We start from the raw sequence: 23,966 nt of genomic DNA, 5'->3' as shown, positions 1-23,966 counted from the left end.
CATGATTCTGCCCTGGCTAATCCTGATCCCCTTTATCGGCGGCCTGCTGTGCTGGCAGTGCGAGTGCTTCGGCAACATCCTGCCGCGCTGGATCGCCCTGCTGACCATGGCCTTGCTGTTCGGTCTGAGTCTGTGGCTGTGGGCCACTGGCGACTTCAGCTTGGCGCCTGCGCCGGGTGCTGCGCCGCAGTGGGCGGCCGAGTTCCAACTGCCGTGGATCGAGCGTTTCGGCATCAGTGTGCACCTGGCACTAGACGGCCTGTCGGTGCTGATGATCAGCCTCACCGGCCTGCTCGGTGTGCTCTCGGTGCTCTGTTCGTGGAACGAGATCCAGAACCGCGTAGGCTTCTTCCATCTCAACCTGATGTGGATTCTTGGCGGCGTGGTCGGCGTGTTCCTTGCCGTTGACCTGTTCCTGTTCTTCTTCTTCTGGGAAATGATGCTGGTGCCGATGTATTTCCTCATCGCGCTCTGGGGTCATAGCGGCAGCGACGGCAAAACTCGCATCACCGCCGCCACCAAGTTCTTTATCTTCACTCAGGCCAGCGGCCTGATCATGTTGCTGGCGATTCTCGGCCTGGTGTTTGTGCACTTCGACCAGACTGGCGTGCTGACCTTCAACTATGCCGATCTGCTCAACACCAAGATGGCGGCCGGTACCGAGTACATCCTGATGCTCGGCTTCTTTATCGCCTTCGCGGTGAAGTTCCCGGTGGTGCCATTCCACTCCTGGCTGCCGGACGCCCACGCCCAGGCGCCGACCGCAGGCTCCGTGGATCTGGCCGGTATCCTGCTGAAAACTGCCGCCTATGGCCTGATGCGCTTTGCACTGCCGCTGTTCCCCAATGCCTCGGCCGAGTTTGCGCCGATCGCCCAGTGGCTTGGCGTGTTCGCCATCATCTACGGCGCACTGCTGTCGTTTGCGCAGACCGACATCAAGCGCCTGGTGGCCTATTCCAGCGTGTCGCACATGGGCTTCGTGCTGATCGCCATCTACTCGGCCAGCGAGATCGCCCTGCAGGGCGCTGTGGTGCAGATGCTCGCCCACGGCCTGTCTGCCGCGGCGCTGTTTATCCTCTGCGGTCAGCTGTACGAGCGCCTGCATACTCGCGACATGCGTGAGATGGGCGGCATTTGGGCGCGTATGCCCTGGCTGCCGGCGCTGAGCCTGTTCTTTGCCGCTGCGGCGCTGGGCCTGCCGGGTACCGGTAACTTCGTCGGTGAGTTCCTGATTTTGATCGGCAGCTTTCAGAGCGCGCCATGGGTCACCGTATTGGCCGCCACTGGTCTGGTGTTCGGCTCGGTTTACTCGCTGATCATGATTCACCGCGCCTACTTCGGCCCTGCCAAGGCGGACACTGCCTTGCCTGGGCTGCAGCTGCGCGAGCTGAGCATGGTGCTCGGCCTCGCTGTGCTGCTGATCCTGCTCGGTGTTTACCCGCAGCCGGTGCTCGACACCTCCACCGCCAGCATGCAAGGCGTGCAGCAGTGGCTGGGTAGTGCCCTCAATCAACCTGTTCCGGCCCGGTAAGTAGCGTATGGAATTCACGACTCAACACTTTATCGCGCTGCTGCCGCTGCTGATCACCAGTGCCACGGTGGTGCTGGTGATGCTGGCCATCGCCTGGAAGCGCAACCACACGCTGACCTTCGGCCTCTCGGTGCTGGGCCTCAACCTGGCCCTGCTGTCACTGCTGCCGGCCCTGGGCGTAACGCCCATCGAGGTCACGCCGCTGCTGCTGGTGGATAAATTCGCCTGCTATTACATGGCTCTGGTGCTGGCCGCGACCCTGGCCTGTGTGACTTTGACTCACGCCTACCTGGGTGGCGAGTCCGGCAAGGGTTACCCGGGTAACCGCGAAGAGCTGTACCTGCTGATGCTGCTGTCTGCCGCTGGCGGTCTGGTGCTGGTCAGCGCGCAGCATCTGGCAGGCCTGTTTATTGGCCTGGAACTGCTCTCGGTGCCGACCTACGGCATGATCGCTTACGCCTTCTTCAACAAGCGCTCGCTGGAAGCCGGCATCAAGTACATGGTGCTGTCCGCCGCAGGCTCTGCGTTTCTGCTGTTCGGCATGGCGTTGCTGTATGCCGAGTCCGGCAACCTGACCTTCGCCGGCATCGGCGCCAAATTGGCCGCTGATGGCCTGCCGAGCATGCTGGCGCAGTTGGGCGTGGGCATGATGCTGATCGGTCTGGCGTTCAAACTGTCGCTGGTGCCGTTCCATTTGTGGACCCCGGACGTTTACGAGGGCGCGCCGGCTCCGGTGGCGGCCTTTCTCGCCACGGCCAGCAAGGTCGCGGTGTTTGCCGTGCTGCTGCGTCTGTATCAGATGTCGCCGGCCACCGCAGGCGGCTGGTTGAATGACCTGCTGACGCTGATCGCCATCGCCTCGATCATCTTCGGCAACCTGCTGGCGCTGTTGCAGAACAACCTCAAGCGTCTGCTCGGTTATTCCTCCATTGCCCACTTTGGCTACCTGCTGGTGGCGTTGATCGCCAGCAAGGGCTTGGCTGTGGAAGCGGTTGGCGTGTACCTGGCCACCTATGTGCTGACCAGCCTGGGTGCATTCGGCGTAATTACCCTGATGTCGACGCCCTACAGCGGCCGTGATGCCGATGCTCTGTATGAATACCGTGGGCTGTTCTGGCGCCGCCCTTACCTGACAGCGGTGCTCACCGTGATGATGCTGTCGTTGGCTGGTATTCCGCTGACGGCCGGGTTTATCGGCAAGTTCTACGTGGTCGCTGCTGGTGTGCAATCGCAGCAGTGGTGGCTGCTCGCCGCCCTCGTGATCGGCAGTGCCATCGGTGTGTTCTATTACCTGCGGGTGATGGTCACCCTGTTTATGGTCGAGCCGAACCTGCGCCGCCATGACGCGCCTCTGCATTGGGGGCAGCAGGCGGGTGGTGTGATGTTGCTGTTCGTCGCGTTGCTGGCGTTCTTCCTCGGTGTGTATCCGCAGCCGCTGCTGGAGCTGGTGCAACAGGCCAGCTTGGTGGCACTGTTGCCCTGATAAGCAACAGCCCCTAAGGAATACGCAACGATGAGTAAGACACTGATGATTGCCGGCTGTGGTGATGTCGGCGGCCGTCTGGGTCAGCAGCTAAACGCTGCAGGCTGGACGGTGTATGGCCTGCGCCGCAGTGTGGCGCTGCTGCCACAGGGTATTCGCCCGGTAGCCGGCGATCTGCATGCCGATGCCTGCCCGGCCGCCTGGCCGAGCGAACCGCTGGATTACCTGGTGTATTGCGCGGCCGCCACCGACCACGACGAGGCCGGCTACCGCGCCGCCTACGTCGACGGTCTGCGCCGTGTCCTGGGCTGGCTGGCACAACAGGGCCAACGACCCAAGCGTGTGTTGTTTGTTTCCAGCAGTGGCGTCTATGGCCAACAACTCGGTGAATGGGTGGATGAGCAGTCCCCTGCAGAGGCTGGCAGCTATTCCGGCCGCATTATGCGCGAGGCTGAACAACTGGCGTTGAACAGCGGGCTACCTGCCAGCCTGGTGCGCCTCACCGGCCTCTATGGTCCCGGCCGCGAGTGGTTGCTCAAGCAAGTGCGTCAGGGCTATCGGGTGGTCAGTGAGCCGCCGTTGTATGGCAACCGCATTCATGTCGATGACGCGGCTGGGTTACTGGCCTATCTGCTGCAGGCCGATGCCCGTAGCGTGGCGTTGGATAACTGCTATATCGGCGTCGACGATCAGCCTGCGCCGCTGCATGAGGTGGTAGCGTGGTTGCGTGAGCAGCTGGAAATCAGTCATTGGTCCGACGACTCAACGGTGCGCCGTTCCGGTAGCAAACGCTGCAGCAACGCCCGTGCTCGCGCCTTGGGTTGGACACCGCAGTACCCGAGCTACCGCGAGGGTTATGGTGTGCTATTGAGCAAAGCAGGTGCTGCACCGAAAGGTTAGCTCACGCTATATGCCTTGAATTCGTTTCGGGGCATCGGTAATGCTTACTTCGCCAAGTTAAATTCAGTTGGGTGGCGAGGTTGCAAATAACGACACGAATTCTGTGCAGAGTATGCAGTCTGGCCTGATTCTATTTCCTCGCGCTCATCCTGCCTCGCGCACAAGTTCCTGGATCTAAGAAATGCCTCAATCAGCAATCATCTGCTAAGGCCAAGCAGGTGGTTGATCCTGCCTGGCGCAGTACAGCTGGGCCGGTTAGTACGATGCGTACTAGCTCTGTTTGGCGAGTAGTACCAACTCTGGCCGCGGCAGATTTGAATTGGGCGCGCACCGTATGCAGCGAGACTTGTTGGCGTTCGGCATATTCTTGGGGCGTCAGACCATTGACCAGTGCCTCGGTTAGACGCGCCTCTGCCGGTGTCATGCCATAGAGACTGCGTAGCATCTGCGCCAGCGAGCCTATAGTCGCTTGCGGATTACTGAGGAACGCTGCTGCCGCACTGCGTTCACCGAATGGTGAGGCCCAACTGGGTAATGGCGTGATGATCAGGTCGAGTTGTGTACCCGCGAGACCACGCAGACGCAGTGCGCCACCGCTATCCCCTATATTGCCGTCACCTGTTTGTACCGCATGGTGCAGGCGACGTTGCAGCTGCGCGTCTTGCGCAGCATAGGTTGCGCGAATGCTGCCGCTCATACCCAGATGCAGCAGGCCTGAACTTTTCGCCAGGCTGTGCGCCAGCGTATTGGCATGCAGTACCTGAGCGCGATCGTCAAGCAACACCACGCCGAATGGGCTGGCCTCAAGCACGCTGATCGAGCTTTGCGATAGCGCATCAAGCCGATACAGCCGGCGGTGCAGGGCGAAAGCAGCCTGCAAGTGGGGCATCAGCGCAGCGATGATGCGGGTTTCCTGTTCGCTATAGCCACCCGCTGCTTCAGAGCGCAGCAGTGTCACGTTCAGCGAGCGGTCATCGCGCTTCTCGACGATGGCGGCAGAGGAATAGAAAAAGTCTTGATGGCGCAGCCAGTCGTTGTAGTACTCCGAGCGCTTCAACTGGTTATCCGGATAAAGGCTGGAGGAGGTGACTACTTGTCCGCTGCGGTGGAGCTGCGGGTCTTCGGTCCAGACATTGCGTTCGGAGTAGTAGGTGGCGAAGCTGCCCAGCGCAGCCGGGTCGATACCATGGACGTTGGAAATCACACCAGCGGCGCCATCTATCTCAGCGCTGCGATCACTGAAATCATAAGCCCAGATAATCGCCGCATGAGATCTCAACCGTGCGGAGAATCCCGCCAGAAAACTATCCCAGCGTTGGCTATCGAGGGCAGCCTCGTAAATGCTGCCGATAAGGCTCCCGAGACCTGCGGGTTCAGAAATTTCCATCCACTGATCCTCGGTTCGGCACGGAGTGATGCCATCCAGCCACTCTAGCGCCCGCCAGCTCCGACAAGCAATCGCCCTTAGCCAATTTTGGGGATGCGCAGCCATGGGCTGTTGGCAAAAACTAGTGGCAACTGGCTAGTTCCGTTACTGATGCGCTTGCAACAGGCCACGTCTGTATTCGATGCGCCCGCATATAGGCGCCTGCCGCGTAGGGATCGAACAGCGAAGCGACTGTTACCAGAGCAGGAACGACAGGCTCGTATTACTCGCCGTGAAACCCTGGTCACCGCTAAAGGAATGATTCATGACGCCTGCTACCTTGCGTAAAACCCTGCTCGCCCTCGCCGTATCCAGCGCCACCCTGTCTACATCTGCTGAAACGTTGACGTTGGCCAATATCGCGATATTGGAGGTGGGTACCTACCATGCCGACCCGGTCACGATTTCCGGCAGCTACCTGGGCAGCGCTGTGGATCAGAACAGATTCGATGCCATCGAGCTGAGAGGCGTTACCTTCCAGAATGGACTGACCATCGATGCCTCTATCACCGTTGGCTCCTCGATCGACGATCTGGTCTATGACAATGCCGACGGTGTGGATATGGGGGAGGGTACGGTTATTCATACCGGGTTGACGCTTAACGGCGACATCACCGTGAATCGCTTGCTGGCTGCAGCGGCCAATTTTGAAGACACCTCTATCTGGGGCAATCTGGTCAATAACGCCAACCTGAGTGCCACGGGCGAGCCATGGACGTTCCCGGACGAGGAGGAGGAGGTCGTCCGCGGGCTGGAGTTCTCCGGTTCGCAATCGGCAGTCGACTCCTTGATTAACAACGGCAGCATCACCGCCGAGGGTGCCCGTGCCAGAGGCATTTTTTTGCTCGACAGTACTCTTCTCGATGTAATCAATCACGGCACCGTGGCGGCGATAGGATCTGGTGCCAATGGTATCCATGTCGACAATGCGTTTCTGTATGCGATCACCAACGACGGCACCATCAGTGGTGAAAACTTCGGCATTTATATCGATGGCCTGGACGCTGGCGAACAGGATCATGAAATCTACATCGAGCAGAATGGCGGGCTGATCAGCGGTGGCCAGGCAGCTATCCAGGCCAATGGCCGCTACATTGGCCTCGACTGGAAGGGTGGCAAGATCCAGGGCAATATCCTTGGGCTCGGCACTTATGTGACAGTCGAGAATAATGTCGAATTCGACGGTGCACGGATTGAAACCGCCGAAGCGGTCGAAGTCGGTGGCTACAACAGCGGCAACCCCGGTCACCTCGAGTTACTGCAGGTGCATACCGTCATCGACGGTAATCTGTGGGTCGCCGGCAACTCTTCCCTGGGCCTGAACCTGAGTGGTGCCACCCAGGCCAACACACCGCTATTGGACGTGTCGGGCTTTGCCGAATTCGACCAGGGTGCGCAAATCAAGCTGAGCGTCAATGGCACTGATTTTTCCGCCCAGGGCAACAGCTACACCCTGATCCAAGCCGGCAGTGTCGATGACTCCGGGCTTAGCGTGAGCAGCAGCTCTACGCTGTTGAACGTCGACACCTTCCAGGTCTCGGGCACCCAGGTTATTGCCAGGGTCACCACTAAGAATGCAACCGAAGTTGGCGAAATCATCGCGAGCGGCGGCGCTTCGAGCAATGCACAGGCCGCCGGTGCTGCGTTTAGCGGGGTGGTGATCAACCAGTTGGCGCAAAGCGCGCCGAACGATCCCGTGCGTTTAGCCTTTATCGCCGCCTCGGAAGATCCGGTGGCGCTCGCCGCGCTCGCCGAGCAACTGGTACCAGAGGTCAGCGGCAGCTCCACTCAGGCCGCGCTGACCGGCCAGGCCCTGATCGCCAGCGCCGCGGGCAACCGCACTAGTAGCACCCGTGAGGGGCAGTCCTCGGGGGATGTATTGAAGGAAACGGGTGTTTGGCTACAGGCGCTATACAGCGATGCAGACCAGGATCTGCGCGACGGCGTTGCCGGTTATAACGCCTACAGCCGCGGCATTGCCGTGGGCGCCGACGGAAAGCTGTATGACCAGCTCACAATGGGGCTGGCCTATAGCTTTGTAAACACCGACGTCAATGGCGAGATTGGCAACCAGACCGAAGTGGACGGGCATGCCTTCACCCTCTATAGCGGCTTCGAACAAGGTAATTTCTTCCTCGATGGTAGCCTCACCTATGGGTTCAATGACAACAGCGGCAAGCGTGAAGTCGCCGGCACCACGGCCAAGGGCGACTACGACAGCGACTTGTTGGGTCTTAACCTGATCGGTGGCTACAGCTATCAGATGAGTGACGAACTGTTAGTCGAGCCGCGTCTTGCCGCTCGTTACAGCCAGGTGAATATCGACGGTTATCGTGAGAAGGGGTCTTCTGCTGCGCTCATGATCGAGGAGCAGCGTTTTGAAGTCGGCGAACTGGGGGCGGGTGTACGATTGGCCGGCAATTTCCCCCTCGGTCAGGGCACCCTTGAGCCGCAAGCCACACTGATGGCGTACCACGACTTCATCGCTGATCAGGCTGCCAGCACCTCGACCTTTGTGCTCGGCGGTACGCCGTTCGTAACATCTGGTGCCAAGCCCGCGCGCACCAGCTATGAAGCCGCGGTGGGCGTGGACTACTACCTCGGCGCGGTGACCCTAGGTGCCAGCTATAACTACTTGGGCAAAACCGACTTCAACGCCGATACCTTTAGCGCCAAAGTGCGTTACGACTTCTAACCCTAGTCTACGGCCCTTGCAAAGCCCGCCTTGGCGGGCTTTTTCGCTCGGTGTGCCTATACGAGCCACCCCCTGATTAGGAGCCTGCATGGGGAAAAATCAACTGATCGCCGCGCTTATTATTGCCTCGCTGGTGCCCGGTTGTTCATCTGCGGTACGGCTAGAGGACCTGAGCGGCGAGGCCGGGCACAGCGTTCTGAGCGTTCCAAGCAGCCCATTCCCCCTGCAAGCGCTGGTGCCGGAACAGCGTTTGCAACGGAAACTGCCGATTTTGCGAGTTTATATCGAAGGTGATGGTCATGCCTGGGCGACATCTTCTCAGCCAAGTCTCGATCCGACGCCGCATAACCCCATGGTTGCCCTGCTGGCCATAGGTGACGCTACGCCAGCGGTTTACTTGGCCAGACCTTGCCAATACATTCAGAACGATGGTTGCGATGTGCAAGTCTGGACCGACGGCCGTTTCGCTCCAGGCGTGATTCAAAGCATGAGCGAGGCGCTGGACATGTTGAAGAACACCTATCAATCCCACAGCCTGGAGTTGATTGGTTACTCGGGAGGCGGCGCTATCGCTCTGCTTTTGGCCGCGCAGCGCGACGACGTCAGTAAGATTCAGACAATGGCCGGCAACATCGATCCAGAGGCTTGGGTGGTACTGCACGGCCTCTCTACTCTGAAAGGCTCACTGGACCCTTTGGCCGACGTCGAGAAGCTCAAAGACATTGAGCAACGCCATCTGGTTGGCCGATCCGATACTGTTGTTCCGCCCTCGCTGGCGCAAGGGTACGCACGGAAGTTACAGGGTCGTTGCGTGGAGGTAGTCGAGGTTGATGCAACCCACGATATGGGTTGGCAGACGGCATGGGTTCAGGCCAGTAGTGCGGCGATCCAGTGCCCTTGACCGTATTGGCCGCTGCAGTTCGGCATATTCACTGACAGATTCAGATATATGCCTGCTATACCTCCCCTTTTGCGTCGATGAGCGACTGGATGAGTCGATCTAGTTGCACCGGCGCTGATCCAGTGGCGTGGCATGCATGGGGCCTTCCCTCACCGCCTATCGAGTTCGGCCTAACTATCTAGCGCAACTCCAGCAGCCAGCGCTGCTGGCCTTTGTAGTAGTTGGGCATTTCATCGATCTGTGAGCGATTGAGCGCTTCAAAGACGCGCAACTGGTCGCCTTCACGCTCGAACAGCCAGCCCTGTCCTTGGTCGCCCAGCTGCAGCCAGAGGCTGTCGAACTCGCCGCTCATAGCCGCGCAATCACCTGCGAGACACAACGCATAACGCTCGGCGCCTGGTAGGCCCTGCAAGCTGCCGTCGGCCTGGAACAGTACCAGACCGCCTTGGCCCAGACCTTCCTCAATCAACCAGGTGCCGCCCAGGTAGGCGCTGTACAACGCCTGCTCGAAGCTGCTCCCTGGCGGTGTAAGTGGACCTGGGGCTGTCGGTGCGCGGACAAAGCGCTGCTCCGGCCAGGTATCGCTCTGCGCCTGAATCAGCTCGTCATTGTTGAGGCTTAGGCTTTCTTCAAAGTCGCCGTAGAAGTGCACACGCAGCTCGCCATCTGCCTGGCGTTTAAAACGCCCTTCACCACGTTCAAAACCGTTGCTGAAACTGGCCAGCTGGCGCGGGCTGTCGAGCTGCCACTCCAGGTTAGGCCCATAAGCCAGCAAGGCTTCGCGCAGATTGCCGCTTTCGACGGCAGCTTCAATGGCGGCCTGGTTGATCCAAGTGCCGCTTGGGTCTTGCGGTGTGCTGGCGCAACCGCTGAGCAGGACGCCGGTGAGCAGGGCAACAAACAGGCAACGCATGCGGCGTCCTCAAGAGAGAAGGGCGGGACCGCGACCCCGCCGAGGGGCTTATTCGAGAACCAGAATAGCGTCCATTTCTACCTGCGAGCCACGTGGCAGGGCGGCTACGCCGATGGCGGCGCGGGCCGGGTAGGGCTGCTCGAAGTAACGGCCCATGACTTCATTGACCTTGGCGAAGTGCGACAGGTCGGTGAGGAAGATGTTCAGCTTGACGATGTCCTTAAACGAACCGCCAGCGGCTTCGGCTACGGCCTTGAGGTTCTCAAATACCTGCACGGTCTGGGCTTCGAAGCCTTCCACCAGCTCCATTGTTTTCGGGTCCAGCGGGATCTGTCCGGACATGTACACGGTGTTGCCCGCTTTGATCGCCTGGGAGTAGGTGCCGATTGCGGCTGGGGCCTTGTCGCTGGTGATAACGCTCTTGCTCATGGGAACTCCTGTAAAGCTGATGTGGGGGAACACTGCAGCGCCATCGGCACGCTGCCAGTTAGATTGCCTAGGTTGGGTGAAAGCCACAGCGGCTGTCAAAGTACAGCTGGCGGCTGATTGCGCTGTTCAATTCGGGTATTCGCCGATCAGGCGCGCGCGCGGGTGATGCGGATCACCCCGGTCAGGGCGCGCAGCTTCTTGATCACGCGGGCTAGATGTACGCGGTCATGCACGCTGACCACCAGCTGCACGACGCTGATGCGGCCATCGCGCTCGTCCATGCTGATCTTCTCGATATTGCCGTCGGCGGCATTCACGCTGCCTGCCAGCAGGGCGATCAGACCGCGCTGGTGTTCCAGCTCGACGCGCAGCTCGACATTGAACTCGCCGGTAACGTCCTTGGCCCAGGACAACTGGATGCATTTTTCCGGGTTGTGGCGGATCTCGCCAATGTTCTTGCAGCTGTCCAGGTGCACCACCATGCCTTTGCCGGCGGACAGGTGGCCGACAATCGGGTCGCCCGGAATCGGCGTGCAGCATTTGGCGTAGCTCAGCACCAGGCCCTCGGTGCCGCGAATCGCCAACGGGCCTTCGCTGCTCGGCAGGGCTTCGTTGCTGTCACTCAGCAGGCGACGCGCCACCACATAGGCCATGCGGTTGCCCAGGCCGATGTCTTCGAGCAGGTCTTCGATGACGTCCTGATGGTACTCGGCGAGCACCACCTGCACCCGTTCGGGCGAGAGCTTGTCGACGCGGCTGTCGAAACCGGCGAGCACTTTGTTCAGCAGGCGTTCGCCAAGGCTGATGGATTCCGAGCGGCGCTGCAGTTTCAGGGCGTGACGAATATGCGTGCGGGCCTTGCCGGTGACCACGAAGCTCAGCCAGGCCGGGTTTGGCCGAGCGCCGGGAGCGGTGACGATTTCCACCGTAGAGCCACTTTCCAGGGCTTGCGACAGCGGCGCCAGGCGGCGGTTGATGCGGCAGGCGATGCAGGTGTTGCCGACATCGGTGTGTACCGCGTAGGCGAAGTCGACCGCCGTGGAGCCTTTCGGCAGCTCCATGATGCGGCCCTTGGGCGTGAACACGTAGACCTCGTCGGGGAACAGGTCGATCTTCACGCTCTCGATAAATTCCAGCGAGTTGCCGGCGCGTTGCTGCATCTCCAGCACGCCCTTGACCCACTGCCGCGCGCGGGCGTGGCTGCCCTTGGGCTGGTCTTCCTCGTTGGATTTGTACAGCCAGTGCGCGGCGATGCCGTTGTTGGCCAGCTCTTCCATCTCACGGGTACGGATCTGGATCTCGATCGGTACGCCGTGCATGCCGAACAGTGTGGTGTGCAGCGACTGGTAGCCGTTGGCCTTGGGGATCGCGATGTAATCCTTGAAGCGGCCGGGCAGGGGCTTGTACAGGTTATGCACGGCGCCGAGAACGCGGTAACAGGTGTCGACCTTGTCGACGACGATGCGGAAGGCGTAGACGTCCATGATTTCGTTGAACGCCCGGCGCTTGCCACGCATCTTCTGGTAGATGCCGTAGAGGTGCTTCTCGCGGCCCATCACCTCGCCTTCCATGCCTTCGCGGGCCAGGCAGTGAGTGATCGACTCTTCGATCTTGTTGACGATTTCCTTGCGGTTGCCACGAGCACGCTTGACCGCTGTGCGGATGCGCTCGGAGCGCATCGGATGCATGGCCTTGAAGCCCAGGTCTTCGAACTCGATGCGCATGCTGTGCATGCCCAGACGGTTGGCAATCGGTGCGTAGATTTCCAGGGTTTCCTTGGCGATGCGTCGGCGTTTTTCGCCGGACAGCACTTCCAGGGTGCGCATGTTGTGCAGACGGTCGGCCAGTTTGACCAGAATCACCCGGATATCGCGGGCCATGGCCATGGCCATTTTCTGGAAGTTCTCGGCCTGGGCCTCGGCTTTGGTCTCGAAGTTCATCTGGGTCAGTTTGCTGACCCCATCAACCAGTTCAGCCACGGATTCGCCGAACTGCGCGTCCAGGGCTTCCTTGGCGATACCGGTGTCTTCGATCACGTCATGCAGCATCGCGGCCATCAGGCTCTGATGGTCCATGTGCATGTCTGCCAGGATGCTCGCCACCGCTAAGGGATGGGTGACGTAAGCTTCGCCGCTGCGGCGGCGTTGGCCGTCGTGGGCTTGTTCGGCGTAGAAATAGGCGCGGCGAACCAGGTTGACCTGGTCGCCGTCGAGGTAGGTCGAAAGTCTGTCGGCGAGGGCGTCTATGCTCGGCATGGGCGTTCCCCTTGCCGATTCAGATGACCATGCGCCTGACGACGTCGACCCGGCATAGGCTTACAGAGGCTCGTTAGCCTCTTCCTCGAATGCAGCAAACAGTGGTTCTTCTTCAACGATATCGTCTTGGGCGATGACGTCGTAGCTCATCAGGCCAGCAGCGATTTCGCGCAGCGCGACTACGGTTGGCTTGTCATTTTCCCAAGCCAGCTTCGGCTCTTTGCCACCGGTAGCCAGTTGGCGCGAGCGCTTGGTAGCGAGCATGACCAGCTCGAAGCGGTTATCAACGTGATCCAGGCAATCTTCGACGGTAACGCGGGCCATGGTGTTCCTCGTAGCAAATGCGTAATAGAGCTGGGCCCAAATGGGCGAGCGGACTGGATAGTCTAAAAAATCACCAGCATTAAGGGAAGCTTTGATTTGCCGCAGCGTAATAAGTCAGACCAATAACTCGCTGAGTAAGCCGCTGTGGCGTTGCTGTTGCGGGCCTTGCAGCAGCTGATTGGCGCGGAAAATCGCCTTCAGATCGCTCAAGGCGTGGGCGAAGTCATCGTTGATCAGCAGGTAGTCGTATTCGACGTAGTGGCTCATCTCGCTGACGGCTTCACGCATGCGTCGCTCGATGATCTCGCCGCTGTCCTGGCCGCGGTTGGTCAGGCGGTGGCGCAGCGCTTCCTGGGTCGGCGGCAGAATAAAGATTGATTTGGCTTCCGGCATCAGCCGGCGTACCTGCTGCGCGCCTTGCCAGTCGATCTCCAGAATCAGGTCGAAGCCGTCGCGCAGGGTCTGTTTGACCCATTCCTGCGAGGTGCCATAGAGGTTGCCGAAGACTTCCGCGTGCTCAAGGAACTCGGTCTTGTCGAGCATGGCGTGGAACTGCTCGCGGCTGACGAAGTGGTAATTCACCCCATCCACTTCGCCCGGGCGCATGGCGCGGGTGGTGTGCGACACGGAGACTCGGATCTGCGCCTCGCTGTCGATCAGCGCTTTGACCAGGCTGGTTTTGCCTGCGCCGGACGGGGCGGAAATGATGTAGAGGGTGCCGGTGGTTATGCTCATGGATCAATCCTGGAACGCGTTGTTCGAAGAGTAGCAGTAGCGGTTTGTCTTACTCGATGTTCTGCACTTGTTCGCGCATCTGCTCGATCAGCACTTTGAGGTTTACTGCCGCCTGAGTGCTGCGGGTGTCGAAGGCCTTGGAGCCGAGGGTGTTGGCTTCGCGGTTCAGTTCCTGCATCAGGAAGTCCAGGCGGCGACCGGCCTGGCCGCCGGTTTTCAGCACGCGGCGCACTTCGCTGACGTGGGTGCTGAGGCGATCCAGCTCTTCGGCGACATCACTTTTCTGCGCCAGGATCACTAGCTCTTGTTCCAGGCGCTGCGGGTCCAGCTCGGCCTGCATCTCGGCGCAGCGGTCGAGAATCTTCTGCCGTTGTCCGGCGAGCATCTGCGGCACCAGTTCGCGCAGGGCGACTACCTGCTCAAGAATGCTATCCAGGCGTTCATTGAGCAGCTTGGCCAGTTCGCTGCCTTCGCGCTCGCGGCCGTTCTTCAGTTCGTTCAAGGCCTCGGTGAACAGGCTCAGGGCGCTCTGATTCAATGCTTGTGGGTCAGCTGCATCGGCCACCAGTACGCCTGGCCAGCCCAGCACTTCCAGCGGGTTGAGTGCGGCAGGTTGCTTGATCAAGCCGGCCACTCTTTCGGCGGCGGCGACCAGCTGGGCGGCGCGTTCAAGATCCACTTGCAGGGCTTTGCCGGCATTGTCGTCGCTAAAGCGCAGGGTGCATTCGACTTTGCCGCGCGACAGGCCGTTGCGCAGTGCTTCGCGCACCGCACCTTCGAGGTCGCGGAAGCTTTCCGGCAGGCGCAGATGAGGTTCCAGGTAGCGATGGTTGACCGAGCGCAGCTCCCAGCTCAGGGTGCCGTTGGCGCTCGCCTGTTCGGCGCGGGCGAAGGCAGTCATGCTGTGGATCATGGGTGAACCTCGCGAAAAGTCGGAACGAAAGGCGCAGGATTGTAGCGCAGTGCGTCGGCCGCTCCCAATTCGGCACACCCGCTACGGGCTTACGGCCCTATAATGCCGAGCAGATTTTTTATTCAGAGCAGGAATTCCTAGATGAAACGTCCTAGTGGCCGCGCCGCCGATCAGTTGCGCTCGATTCGCATCACCCGCAACTACACCAAACATGCCGAGGGTTCGGTGCTGGTGGAATTTGGCGATACCAAAGTGATTTGCACGGTCAGTGTCGAGTCGGGCGTTCCGCGCTTTCTCAAAGGGCAGGGCCAGGGTTGGTTGACTGCCGAGTACGGCATGCTGCCGCGCGCCACTGGCGACCGTAACCAGCGTGAAGCCAGCCGTGGTAAGCAGGGCGGCCGCACCCTGGAAATCCAGCGTCTGATCGGCCGTTCGCTGCGCGCCGCATTGGATATGTCGAAGCTAGGCGAGAACACCCTGTACGTTGACTGCGACGTGATCCAGGCTGACGGTGGCACTCGCACCGCGTCCATCACCGGTGCCATGGTGGCCCTGGTCGACGCGCTGAAAGTGATCAAGAAACGTGGCGGTCTGAAAGGTGGTGATCCGCTCAAGCAGATGATTGCCGCCGTATCGGTGGGCATGTACCAGGGCGAGCCGGTGCTGGATCTGGATTACCTGGAAGATTCCGCCGCCGAGACCGACCTCAACGTGGTGATGACCAGCGCTGGTGGTTTTATCGAAGTGCAGGGCACTGCCGAAGGCGCGCCGTTCCAGCCTGCGGAGCTGAACGCCATGCTGGCGTTGGCGCAGAAAGGCATGACTGAGCTGTTCGAGTTGCAACAAGCAGCACTGGCAGACTGATTGAGCTGTATTACACGCCCATCACGCACGGAGAAGCACCATGAGCGACGAGTTCCAAGCGCCACAACCGGTTCCCGGTCCTGAAGCCCGTCAGTGGGCTATGTTTTGCCACTTCGCGGCCTTTCTCGGGCTGGTGATTCCCTTTGGCAATCTGCTTGGGCCGTTGATCGTCTGGCAGATCAAGAAGGACCTTGATCCGTTCGTCGATGCTCAGGGCAAGGAAGCGCTGAACTTCCAGATCAGCGTGGCTCTGGCTGCGCTGCTGTGCTTCCTGCTGATGGTGGTGGTAATCGGTTTCCCGCTGCTGCTGCTGGTTAGCATCGCGGCGTTGGTGCTGACGATTATTGCCGGGATAAAAGCCAATGAAGGCCAGGCCTATCGCTATCCATTCGCCTGGCGCTTGGTGAAATAGGCGCTCTGCAGACAATAAAAAGCCGGCTAAATGCCGGCTATTTATTGTCTGCAGATCAGGCTATACGCTGAGCATCCAGTCGTAATCGACGATCAGCGGCGCGTGCTGCGAGAAGCGTGGCTGACGCGGCAGGCGGGCACTGCGGATGCTGCGGCGCATGCCGGGCGTGAGCAGCTGGTAGTCGAAGCGATAGCCGAGGTTAAGCATCTCGGCCTGCTCGCTGTCCGGCCACCAGCTGAACTGGTCGCCTTCGCGGCTGACTTCGCGCAGTGCGTCGACATAGCCCATGGTGCCAATCACTTCATCCAGCCAGGCGCGTTCAGGGGCGAGGAAGCCGGGTGATTGCTGGCAGTCGCGCCAATTCTTCACGTCGAGCTTCTGGTGTGCCACGTAGAACGAGCCGCAGTAGATGTACTCGCGGCGCTTGCGGCGCTGCTTGTCCAAATAATGGGTGAAGTCGTCCATAAACTTGAATTTCTGATTCAAGCTTTCATCACCCTGCTGTCCCGAAGGCATCAGCATGGTGGCAATACTTACTTTGTCGAAATCGGCCTGCAGGTAGCGCCCGTAGCGATCGGCCATTTCAAAGCCGAGGCCGCTGATTACCGCCTTGGGTTGCAACCGCGAATACAGCGCCACGCCACCTTGGCTGGGCACTTCTGCATCGCAGGCATAGAGGAAATAGCCATCCAGTTGGAGGGCTTGGTCGTCCAGTTCAAAGGCGGAGGCGCGGGTGTCCTGCAGGCAGATGACGTCGGCATTCTGTGCTTGCAGCCAACTGAGCAAACCGCGCTCGACTGCAGCATGAATACCATTCACGTTCACACTGATTATCCGCATAAATGGCCCCCAAAATCACGTGCGTGTATGATACCCGAGCTCACCTCTATTAGCTAAATTACCTAGTAAATCCGTGCTGTCCGGGGCTTTTTAATGCAAGCGTATCAACGTGATTTCATCCGTTTTGCCATCGAGCGTGGGGTCCTGCGCTTCGGTCAGTTCACTCTCAAATCCGGGCGCATCAGTCCTTATTTCTTCAATGCCGGGCTGTTTGACAGCGGTTTGGCCCTGGCTCAGCTCGGGCGTTTCTATGCAGCGGCCGTGGTGGACAGCGGTATCGACTTCGACGTGCTGTTTGGCCCGGCCTACAAGGGCATTCCGCTGGCGGCGACCACGGCGGTGGCGCTGGCCGAGCACCATCAGCGTGATATGCCCTGGTGTTTCAACCGCAAGGAAGCCAAGGATCATGGCGAAGGTGGCACCCTGGTGGGCGCTCCGCTGGCGGGTCGTGTGCTGATCATCGATGACGTGATTACCGCTGGTACGGCGATTCGTGAAGTGATGCAGATCATTCAGGCTCAGGGTGCACAGGCCGCCGGTGTGCTGATCGCATTGAACCGCCAGGAGCGCGGCAAAGGTGAGCTTTCGGCGATTCAGGAGGTCGAGCGTGACTACGGCATGCCGGTGGTGAGCATTGTGTCACTCGAGCAGGTACTGGAATATCTGGCAGAGGATGCTGAACTCAAGCAGTATCTGCCGGCGGTACAAGCTTACCGCGCCGAATACGGAATCTAACCTGTCGATAAGGTGCTGCATCGATGCATAGACCTGCCCTGACCTGCTGTTCGCTGTTGCTAGGCCTACTGCTGCCGGTTGTGGCGGGTGCGGCTGAGTTGTACCGCTACGTCGATGACAAGGGCACCACAGTGCTTAGCCGTCAGGGTGTGCCGCCGGAGCACATCAGCAAGGGCTATGAAGTACTGAATGACCAGGGACGAGTGGTTCAGGTGATTCCGCCGGCGCCCAGCCCGGAGGAAATGAAGCACATCCTTGCTGAGAAGGCCCGCGCCAGCTCTGATGCACAGCTGCTGCGGCTATACAGCACGCCAGACGATGTCGAGCGCGCGCGTGAGCGCAAGCTGGCCGAGTTGGATGGCTTGATTGGTGTGGCGCGCGGCAACCTGCAGTCGGTGCGTACGCAGCAGGCCAACCTGCAAAGTCAGGCCGCTGATCATGAGCGTGCTGGGCGTGCAGTGCCGGCACATTTGCTGGCGCAGATCGATAACCAGAAAGCCGAACAGGAACGTCTCAAGGGCGACATCCTGCGTTATCAGGCTGCACGTAAAGAGGCGGACAGCAGTTTCAATGCTGATCGTGATCGCCTCAAGGAGCTGTTGGGTCGCAACCGGTAGCTTTATTGCTCGGGCGCGCAGCGCTCAAAGGCCAGAATCTTCTCCCTCAACCATGCCGGTAGCTGACTGCTGCTGCGGCTTGCATTGTCCGCGTGCACATAAATCACTTCTCCGGCGGTCAGCGCCTGCTCGCCACACCAGATGCCCATGGCAAAGCTCAGGCTGGAGCGGCCCAGGCGTGCGACGCGGATGCCAATGTTCAACTCGTCATCAAAACGGGCGGGGGCCAAGTACTCCAACACGGTCTTGATGGCGAAGAAATCCCCGCCGTCGCGGCTCAAATCGTCCGGATAGCGGATGTCCAGGGCACGGAAGTATTCGGTGATAGCGACATCGGCGTAGGTCAGGTAGTGACCGTTGAACACGATGCTCTGCGGGTCGACTTCGGCCCAGCGCACGCGCAGCGTGTGGAAAAAGCTGAAGATTTCACGGGATGGCGCGTTTGGCATGCGGTACACCTCTGGCTGGCAGTGGGATCACTGAGCTTCGGTGTTGCGGCGTCCTGCTGCAAGGGTTGCAGCAGGCTATCAGGCGGCTGAATCAGCCAGGATTACCCGGCTGATTCGCATTTTACGCAGGCGCTCAGTGGCGCTTACGGTTGCAGATCAGGGTACCCACACCGCTGTCGGTGAAGATTTCCAGCAGCACGGCGTTCGGTACGCGACCGTCGATGATATGTGCGCTGGTCACCCCGCCTTGCACCGCTTCCAGGGCGCAGCGGATCTTCGGCAGCATACCGCCATAAATGGTGCCGTCCGCGATCAGGCTATCGACCTGTTCGGTGGTCAGGCCGGTGAGCACCTGGCCTTGCTTGTCCATCAGGCCGGCGATGTTGGTCAGCAGCATCAGCTTTTCGGCTTTCAGCGCTTCGGCCACCTTGCCAGCCACCAAGTCAGCGTTGATGTTGTATGACTCGCCATCCTGACCGACGCCAATCGGTGCAATGACCGGAATAAAGTCGCCCTTGACCAGCATGTTCAGCAGGTCGATGTTGACCCCGGTGACTTCGCCGACATGGCCGATATCGATGATTTCCGGCTGGGTCATCTCCGGCGTCTGCCGGGTCACGGTAAGTTTCTTGGCGCGGATCAGCTGGGCATCCTTACCGGTCAGGCCGATGGCGCTGCCGCCGTGCTGGTTGATCAGATTGACGATGCTCTTGTTGACCTGGCCGCCGAGGACCATTTCCACCACGTCCATGGTCGCGGTATCGGTGACGCGCATACCGTCGACAAAGTGACTTTCGATGGACAGACGCTTGAGCAGATCACCGATTTGCGGGCCGCCGCCGTGGACGACTACCGGGTTGATACCCACCGCTTTCATCAGCACGATGTCGCGGGCGAAGCCTTGCTTGAGCTCTTCGCTTTCCATGGCGTTGCCGCCGTATTTGATCACCAGCGTCTTGCCGACGAAGCGGCGGATATACGGCAGCGCTTCGGACAGTACCTTGGCGACGTTGGTGGCGGCATCACGTTCGAGGGTCATGCAGGGCTCCAGTAGAAAATTCGCTAATCAATCAGAACGGCAGATCGAGGTCGGGCACCGTGCTGTACAGCTGGGCACGGAAGACTTCCTTGATCCGTTCAAGTTCTTCTTCGGTTTCCGCCTCGAAGCGCAGTACCAGCACCGGCGTGGTGTTGGACGCGCGCACCAGGCCCCAGCCTTTGGGGTAGTCGACGCGTACGCCATCGAGGTTGGTGATATTGCCTTCACCCCATACACCGTCGCGCTGCAGGCGTTCGATGATGCTGAACTTGCTCTGCTCGGTGACCTGGATGTTGATTTCCGGGGTGGCAATGTCATTGGGGAAGGCGCTGAACACGTGTTCGGCGTCGCGGCGATCCTGGCTGAGGATTTCCAGCAGACGGGCGGCGGCATAGATGCCATCGTCAAAGCCAAACCAGCGCTCCTTGAAGAAGATATGCCCGCTCATTTCGCCGGCCAGCAGCGCGCCGGTTTCTTTCATTTTTTTCTTGATCAGCGAGTGGCCGGTTTTCCACATCACCGGGCGGCCACCGTAGCCGCTGATCAGCGGGGTCAGGCGGCGCGTGCATTTGACGTCGAAGATGATGTCCGCGCCGGGGTTGCGTGACACCACGTCTTTGGCGAACAGCATCAGCAGGCGGTCGGGGTAGACGACGGTACCGGTATTGGTCACCACACCGACGCGGTCGCCGTCGCCGTCGAAGGCCAGGCCGATATCGGCTTTCTCGCTTTTCACCTTGGCAATCAGGTCCGCCAGGTTTTCCGGCTTGCCGGGGTCCGGGTGATGGTTGGGGAAGTTGCCGTCGACTTCGCAGTACAGCGGAATAACCGAGCAGCCAAGGGCCTCGATCAATTGTGGGGCGATCACTCCGGCTACGCCGTTGCCGCAATCGACTACCACGCGCATGGGCTTGGCCATGGCGATATCGTCGCGGATCTGCTTGAAGTAGCGCTCCAGCACGTCAACCTGCTCGACCGTGCCGACGCCACTGGCCAGATCGTTGTTGTCGATGCGTGCTTTCAGCGCCTGAATCTGTTCGTTGGCCAGGGTGTCGCCGGCGATGACGATCTTGAACCCGTTGTAATCGCGTGGGTTGTGGCTGCCAGTGAGCATCACCGCTGATTTGCCGGTGAGGATATGCCCGGCGTAATACACCACGGGCGTCGGCACCATGCCGACATCGCTGACGTTGCAGCCGCAGTCGAGCAGACCCTGGATCAGCTGCTGCGCCAGCTCTGGGCCGGATAGACGGCCGTCGCGGCCGACGGCGATGTTCGGCTCGCCCTGGGCCAGGCTTTGCGAGCCGATGGCGCGGCCGATCCAGTAGGCAGTTTCGGCATTCAGGGTGCGACCGACTACGCCACGAATATCGTAGGCGCGGAAGATATCGGCCGGCAGTTTGGGTGCTTTCGCCTGCACGGGGGCTGGCGCCGGTTCATCGAGGCCGAGCAGGTCCTGGTCTTCATCGAGAATATCGATATCGAGGATGTCGGTGTCCTGAAACAGTGGGTCGACCATGGCGCTGGCAGGCGTCTGCATAGCGGCGACGCCTGGATTGGCTGCGCCTGCATTGGCAGTCGGGGCGGCGGCCTGTTCCGTGGCGCGGCGCGGCATGCGTGCGAGGTTCTGCGCCAGGATATCCAGAGCAGGCAGGCTCAGGCTGAACGCCTTGACGGCCTTGCCGGCGGACAGCTCCTTGAGCATCTGCCCCAGCTGCAGCACGTCGTCACGCAGGTGGCGTTGCAGGCTGCTCTGCAGCAGGTAAAGGCCGGTAATGGCGCCAGCCAGAGCCAGTAGCCCGGCGATGGCCAGCAGCAGCGGCGAGAACACCGGGTTGGTCAGTGACGGGCCAGGCGTAAAGCTGACCGTCCAGTTGGGGTTGCCGGTGCTGAATGCTTGCGCGTTGCCTTGCGCGTCACCGCGCTGGGCCAGGACTTGGGCAGCGGTGTTGTTGAATTGCTGGATCAGCTGGATCTGGCCGATTTCGGCAGGCATTACTGGCAGGCTAGCGAGCAGACGCTCCAAGTCTACAGCCAGCAGCAGGGTGCCATGCAGCGGCTCACCTTCGCTTAGGCGCAGCGGCGCGGCGCTATACACCAGCCAGCGTTGGCCGACCTTGTAGGCCTCGGGTGCAGGCGTCTGGCCGTTTTCGGCGCGGCGCAGCATGTCCAGTGCGGCGAAGTTCATCGGCGCGCTGCGGCCCATGTCCTGCACAGCCTGGCCGCGGGCATTGAGGTGCGCGTCGACTACCCCGTACCAGTAGGTGAGGTTGCGTTCGGCTGCGCGTACCTGAGTGACGTCCTGGCTTTGTAGGGCCTGCAGCAGTTGCGGGTTGCGCGCAGCCGCCTGGGTGTCGGCGCTCAGCTGTTGCAGGGCTTTCTGCAGCACAGTCGCCTGACCACCGCCCCAGGCCTGACTGAGTTGTTGCAGTTGCTGCTGGTAAGCACTGTTAAGCGGGCCAAACCACAGCAGTGCACCGGCCAGGATGATGCCGATCAAGGCAGCCAGCATGCCCGGTAACAGGGCGTTGGGGCTGTTCTTGGCCGCTTTGGCCTCGGCGGGGGCGCTGGTCAGTTGGGCGCTGGCGGTTGTCTCGTCAGTGTCCTTGGCCGTGCGCTTGAAGAGTTTCATGCAGCGTCTCCTCGGCAATTCATCCTGGAAATTAGATTAAGGCAATCAATGGCTACCGGAGTGGCCAAAGCCGCCTGCACCGCGCTGACTCTCATCGAACTGTTCAACCAGTTCGAAATGCGCTTGCACCACCGGGACCAGAATCAGCTGGGCGATGCGTTCGCCGATGGCGATGGTGAAGGCGCTTTGTCCGCGGTTCCAGCAAGACACCATCAATTCGCCCTGGTAGTCCGAGTCGATCAGGCCGACGAGGTTTCCCAGCACGATGCCGTGTTTGTGGCCCAGGCCCGAGCGCGGCAGGATCATAGCGGCCAGGCCGGGGTCGCCGATGTAGATCGACAGGCCAGTGGGGATCAACACGGTTTGACCCGGCTCAAGCACCAGCTCCTGCTTGAGCATGGCGCGCAGGTCGAGGCCGGCGGAGCCCGGTGTGGCGTAGTGCGGCAGCGGAAATTCGGTGCCCAGGCGCGGGTCGAGGATCTTGGCTTGTAAGGCGTGCATATCGGGCTCTATTCGGTAAGTGGGCGTCAGCAGCTGGCCATGCGCTCGGCAATAAAGCTCACCAGCTGGCGGGCAATCTTGCTCTTGCTGGTCTGGGCAAAGCTGCTTTGTTGCAGTTCACGGTCGATGATGGTGATGGCGTTTTCTTCGCTGTTGAAGCCGATGCTGGGGTTGGCCACGTCATTGGCGACAATCAGGTCGAGATTCTTGTCGCGCAGTTTGCGCGAGGCGTACTCCAGCAGATTCTCGGTTTCGGCGGCAAAGCCGACGCTGAACGGCCGATCACTGCGCCCCGCCAGGGTGGCGAGAATATCCGGGTTGCGGACCATTTGCAGGAGCAGGCCATCACCACTGGTGGGGTCTTTTTTCAATTTGTGCTGGGCGACCACTTCCGGGCGGTAATCGGCCACCGCAGCGGCGGCGATCAGCAGGTCGCAGGGCATCACGGCTTCGCAGGCGGCGAGCATGTCGCGGGCGCTGGTGACGTTGATGCGGGTAACGCGCTCAGGGGTTGGCAGGTGTACTGGGCCGCTGATCAGGGTGACTTTAGCGCCGGCCTCGGCTGCCGCTTCGGCGAGGGCAAAACCCATTTTGCCGGAGCTGTGGTTGGTGATGTAGCGCACCGGGTCGATGTTTTCCTGGGTAGGGCCCGCTGTGATCAGCACATGCTTGCCGGTCAGTGCCTGATGCTGGAAGCAGTCAGCGGCACACTGCACCAGCTGTTCCGCTTCGAGCATACGACCCAGGCCGACATCGCCGCAGGCCTGGCTGCCGGCGGCAGGGCCAAACAGGTGTAGGCCCCGCGCGCTGAGCAGCTCTGCGTTAGCCTGGGTCGCCGGGTCGCGCCACATGGCCTGGTTCATTGCCGGTGCGAGAGCGACGGTGGCGTCGGTGGCCAGTACCAACGTGGTCAGCAGGTCATCGGCGACACCCTGAGCCAGGCGCGCCATGAGGTCGGCGGTGGCGGGGGCGATGAGGACCAAGTCAGCCCAGCGTGCCAGCTCGATGTGGCCCATGGCCGCTTCGGCCTCGGGGTCGAGCAGGTCGAGGTGCACCGGATGCCCGGACAGGGCTTGCAGGGTCAGTGGCGTAATAAACTCACGGCCGCCTTTGGTCATGACCACGCGTACATCGGCGTCCTGGTCCTTGAGTCGGCGAATCAGCTCAGCACTTTTATACGCGGCAATACCGCCGCCCACGCCAACAATGATGCGTTTCCGATACAGCCGCTGCATAGGCCTGCCTTTTATAGAGATGGGTATACACCGCGACGCTGACACCTCCCCAGGCCGGTCGCCGCGTAAAAGTTGGGCTACGATAGCACAAGGGTTGTATGCGAGTAGCGCTGCCAAGTGCTTGCCTGGCTTGGCTT

The 23,966-nt window shown here is 60.5% G+C and carries 22 protein-coding genes; 9 read left to right on the top strand and 13 right to left on the bottom strand.

Going from position 1 to position 23,966, the window contains the following annotated elements; translation table 11 throughout:
* The first annotated feature begins 1 nt into the window (after position 1).
* From nuoM to HBN63_RS05415, 3 genes are read left to right on the top strand one after another with little or no spacing between them, the layout of a single operon-like run.
* Positions 2-1,531 (top strand): NADH-quinone oxidoreductase subunit M, encoded by a 1,530-nt coding sequence (gene nuoM, locus HBN63_RS05425; protein WP_170048681.1) that lies wholly within the window; start codon positions 2-4, stop codon positions 1,529-1,531.
* 7 nt (positions 1,532-1,538) lie between these two features.
* Positions 1,539-3,014, top strand: a complete 1,476-nt coding sequence (gene nuoN / locus HBN63_RS05420) for an NADH-quinone oxidoreductase subunit NuoN (protein WP_170048680.1) — start codon at positions 1,539-1,541, stop codon at positions 3,012-3,014.
* Between the two features lie 30 nt (positions 3,015-3,044).
* Positions 3,045-3,914 (top strand): SDR family oxidoreductase, encoded by an 870-nt coding sequence (locus HBN63_RS05415; protein WP_170048679.1) that lies wholly within the window; start codon positions 3,045-3,047, stop codon positions 3,912-3,914.
* A 190-nt stretch (positions 3,915-4,104) separates the two neighbouring features.
* On the opposite strand, the gene HBN63_RS05410 is transcribed toward HBN63_RS05415, so the two are convergent.
* The gene (locus HBN63_RS05410) at positions 4,105-5,301 is read right to left on the bottom strand and encodes a helix-turn-helix transcriptional regulator (protein WP_170048678.1); all 1,197 of its coding nucleotides are present in this window, start codon (positions 5,299-5,301) and stop codon (positions 4,105-4,107) included.
* Positions 5,302-5,605: 304 nt separating this feature from the next.
* On the opposite strand from HBN63_RS05410, the gene HBN63_RS05405 reads away from it, so the two are divergent.
* Together HBN63_RS05405 and HBN63_RS05400 are read left to right on the top strand one after the other, a co-directional pair.
* Positions 5,606-8,035, top strand: coding sequence for an autotransporter outer membrane beta-barrel domain-containing protein (locus HBN63_RS05405; RefSeq protein ID WP_170048677.1), 2,430 nt, complete (start codon positions 5,606-5,608; stop codon positions 8,033-8,035).
* An 88-nt stretch (positions 8,036-8,123) separates the two neighbouring features.
* On the top strand, positions 8,124-8,936 hold the full coding sequence (locus HBN63_RS05400; protein ID WP_170048676.1) for an alpha/beta hydrolase: 813 nt from the start codon (positions 8,124-8,126) through the stop codon (positions 8,934-8,936).
* Positions 8,937-9,114: 178 nt separating this feature from the next.
* Here the strand turns inward: HBN63_RS05400 and HBN63_RS05395 are convergent, their stop codons facing one another.
* The 6 genes from HBN63_RS05395 to HBN63_RS05370 all read right to left on the bottom strand — a co-directional run bounded on the left by HBN63_RS05395 (position 9,115) and on the right by HBN63_RS05370 (position 14,505).
* Positions 9,115-9,849 carry a hypothetical protein gene (locus HBN63_RS05395; protein ID WP_170048675.1) on the bottom strand — a complete coding sequence of 245 codons (735 nt, stop codon included), beginning with the start codon at positions 9,847-9,849 and terminating at the stop codon, positions 9,115-9,117.
* 48 nt (positions 9,850-9,897) lie between these two features.
* The gene (locus tag HBN63_RS05390) at positions 9,898-10,278 is read right to left on the bottom strand and encodes a RidA family protein (RefSeq protein WP_090250570.1); all 381 of its coding nucleotides are present in this window, start codon (positions 10,276-10,278) and stop codon (positions 9,898-9,900) included.
* Positions 10,279-10,424: 146 nt separating this feature from the next.
* A complete protein-coding gene (gene spoT / locus HBN63_RS05385) occupies positions 10,425-12,533 on the bottom strand; it encodes a bifunctional GTP diphosphokinase/guanosine-3',5'-bis pyrophosphate 3'-pyrophosphohydrolase (protein ID WP_170048674.1) in 2,109 nt (702 codons plus the stop codon).
* A gap of 60 nt (positions 12,534-12,593) precedes the next feature.
* Positions 12,594-12,857 carry a DNA-directed RNA polymerase subunit omega gene (gene rpoZ, locus HBN63_RS05380; protein WP_090250565.1) on the bottom strand — a complete coding sequence of 88 codons (264 nt, stop codon included), beginning with the start codon at positions 12,855-12,857 and terminating at the stop codon, positions 12,594-12,596.
* 114 nt (positions 12,858-12,971) lie between these two features.
* Positions 12,972-13,592 (bottom strand): guanylate kinase, encoded by a 621-nt coding sequence (gmk, locus tag HBN63_RS05375; RefSeq protein WP_090250563.1) that lies wholly within the window; start codon positions 13,590-13,592, stop codon positions 12,972-12,974.
* Between the two features lie 49 nt (positions 13,593-13,641).
* Complete coding sequence (locus tag HBN63_RS05370; RefSeq protein ID WP_170048673.1) at positions 13,642-14,505, bottom strand: YicC/YloC family endoribonuclease; 864 nt, start codon at positions 14,503-14,505, stop codon at positions 13,642-13,644.
* Between the two features lie 141 nt (positions 14,506-14,646).
* Between HBN63_RS05370 and rph the strand changes: the two genes are divergently transcribed.
* Both rph and HBN63_RS05360 read left to right on the top strand, forming a co-directional pair.
* The gene (gene rph / locus HBN63_RS05365) at positions 14,647-15,369 is read left to right on the top strand and encodes a ribonuclease PH (RefSeq protein ID WP_090250558.1); all 723 of its coding nucleotides are present in this window, start codon (positions 14,647-14,649) and stop codon (positions 15,367-15,369) included.
* A 40-nt stretch (positions 15,370-15,409) separates the two neighbouring features.
* Complete coding sequence (locus HBN63_RS05360) at positions 15,410-15,781, top strand: DUF4870 domain-containing protein (protein WP_170048672.1); 372 nt, start codon at positions 15,410-15,412, stop codon at positions 15,779-15,781.
* A 60-nt stretch (positions 15,782-15,841) separates the two neighbouring features.
* On the opposite strand, the gene HBN63_RS05355 is transcribed toward HBN63_RS05360, so the two are convergent.
* A complete protein-coding gene (locus HBN63_RS05355) occupies positions 15,842-16,621 on the bottom strand; it encodes an exodeoxyribonuclease III (RefSeq protein WP_090250555.1) in 780 nt (259 codons plus the stop codon).
* 93 nt (positions 16,622-16,714) lie between these two features.
* On the opposite strand from HBN63_RS05355, the gene pyrE reads away from it, so the two are divergent.
* The gene (pyrE, locus tag HBN63_RS05350) at positions 16,715-17,356 is read left to right on the top strand and encodes an orotate phosphoribosyltransferase (RefSeq protein WP_167143793.1); all 642 of its coding nucleotides are present in this window, start codon (positions 16,715-16,717) and stop codon (positions 17,354-17,356) included.
* 23 nt (positions 17,357-17,379) lie between these two features.
* The gene (locus tag HBN63_RS05345) at positions 17,380-17,973 is read left to right on the top strand and encodes a DUF4124 domain-containing protein (protein WP_170048671.1); all 594 of its coding nucleotides are present in this window, start codon (positions 17,380-17,382) and stop codon (positions 17,971-17,973) included.
* Positions 17,974-17,975: 2 nt separating this feature from the next.
* On the opposite strand, the gene HBN63_RS05340 is transcribed toward HBN63_RS05345, so the two are convergent.
* The 5 genes from HBN63_RS05340 to coaBC all read right to left on the bottom strand — a co-directional run bounded on the left by HBN63_RS05340 (position 17,976) and on the right by coaBC (position 23,829).
* A complete protein-coding gene (locus HBN63_RS05340; RefSeq protein ID WP_170048670.1) occupies positions 17,976-18,422 on the bottom strand; it encodes a thioesterase family protein in 447 nt (148 codons plus the stop codon).
* 133 nt (positions 18,423-18,555) lie between these two features.
* On the bottom strand, positions 18,556-19,461 hold the full coding sequence (argB, locus tag HBN63_RS05335; protein ID WP_090250547.1) for an acetylglutamate kinase: 906 nt from the start codon (positions 19,459-19,461) through the stop codon (positions 18,556-18,558).
* A 31-nt stretch (positions 19,462-19,492) separates the two neighbouring features.
* Positions 19,493-20,881, bottom strand: a complete 1,389-nt coding sequence (gene algC, locus HBN63_RS21685; protein ID WP_289238749.1) for a phosphomannomutase/phosphoglucomutase — start codon at positions 20,879-20,881, stop codon at positions 19,493-19,495.
* 1,257 nt (positions 20,882-22,138) lie between these two features.
* A complete protein-coding gene (gene dut / locus HBN63_RS05325) occupies positions 22,139-22,594 on the bottom strand; it encodes a dUTP diphosphatase (RefSeq protein WP_090250542.1) in 456 nt (151 codons plus the stop codon).
* Between the two features lie 26 nt (positions 22,595-22,620).
* Positions 22,621-23,829, bottom strand: coding sequence for a bifunctional phosphopantothenoylcysteine decarboxylase/phosphopantothenate--cysteine ligase CoaBC (coaBC, locus tag HBN63_RS05320; protein ID WP_170048668.1), 1,209 nt, complete (start codon positions 23,827-23,829; stop codon positions 22,621-22,623).
* Between the last annotated feature and the right edge of the window lie 137 nt (positions 23,830-23,966).

The sequence above is a fragment of the Pseudomonas sp. WS 5011 genome, from assembly GCF_012985775.1.
Lineage (GTDB): Bacteria > Pseudomonadota > Gammaproteobacteria > Pseudomonadales > Pseudomonadaceae > Aquipseudomonas > Aquipseudomonas peli.
This window is presented reverse-complemented; position numbering and strand designations above follow the sequence as displayed.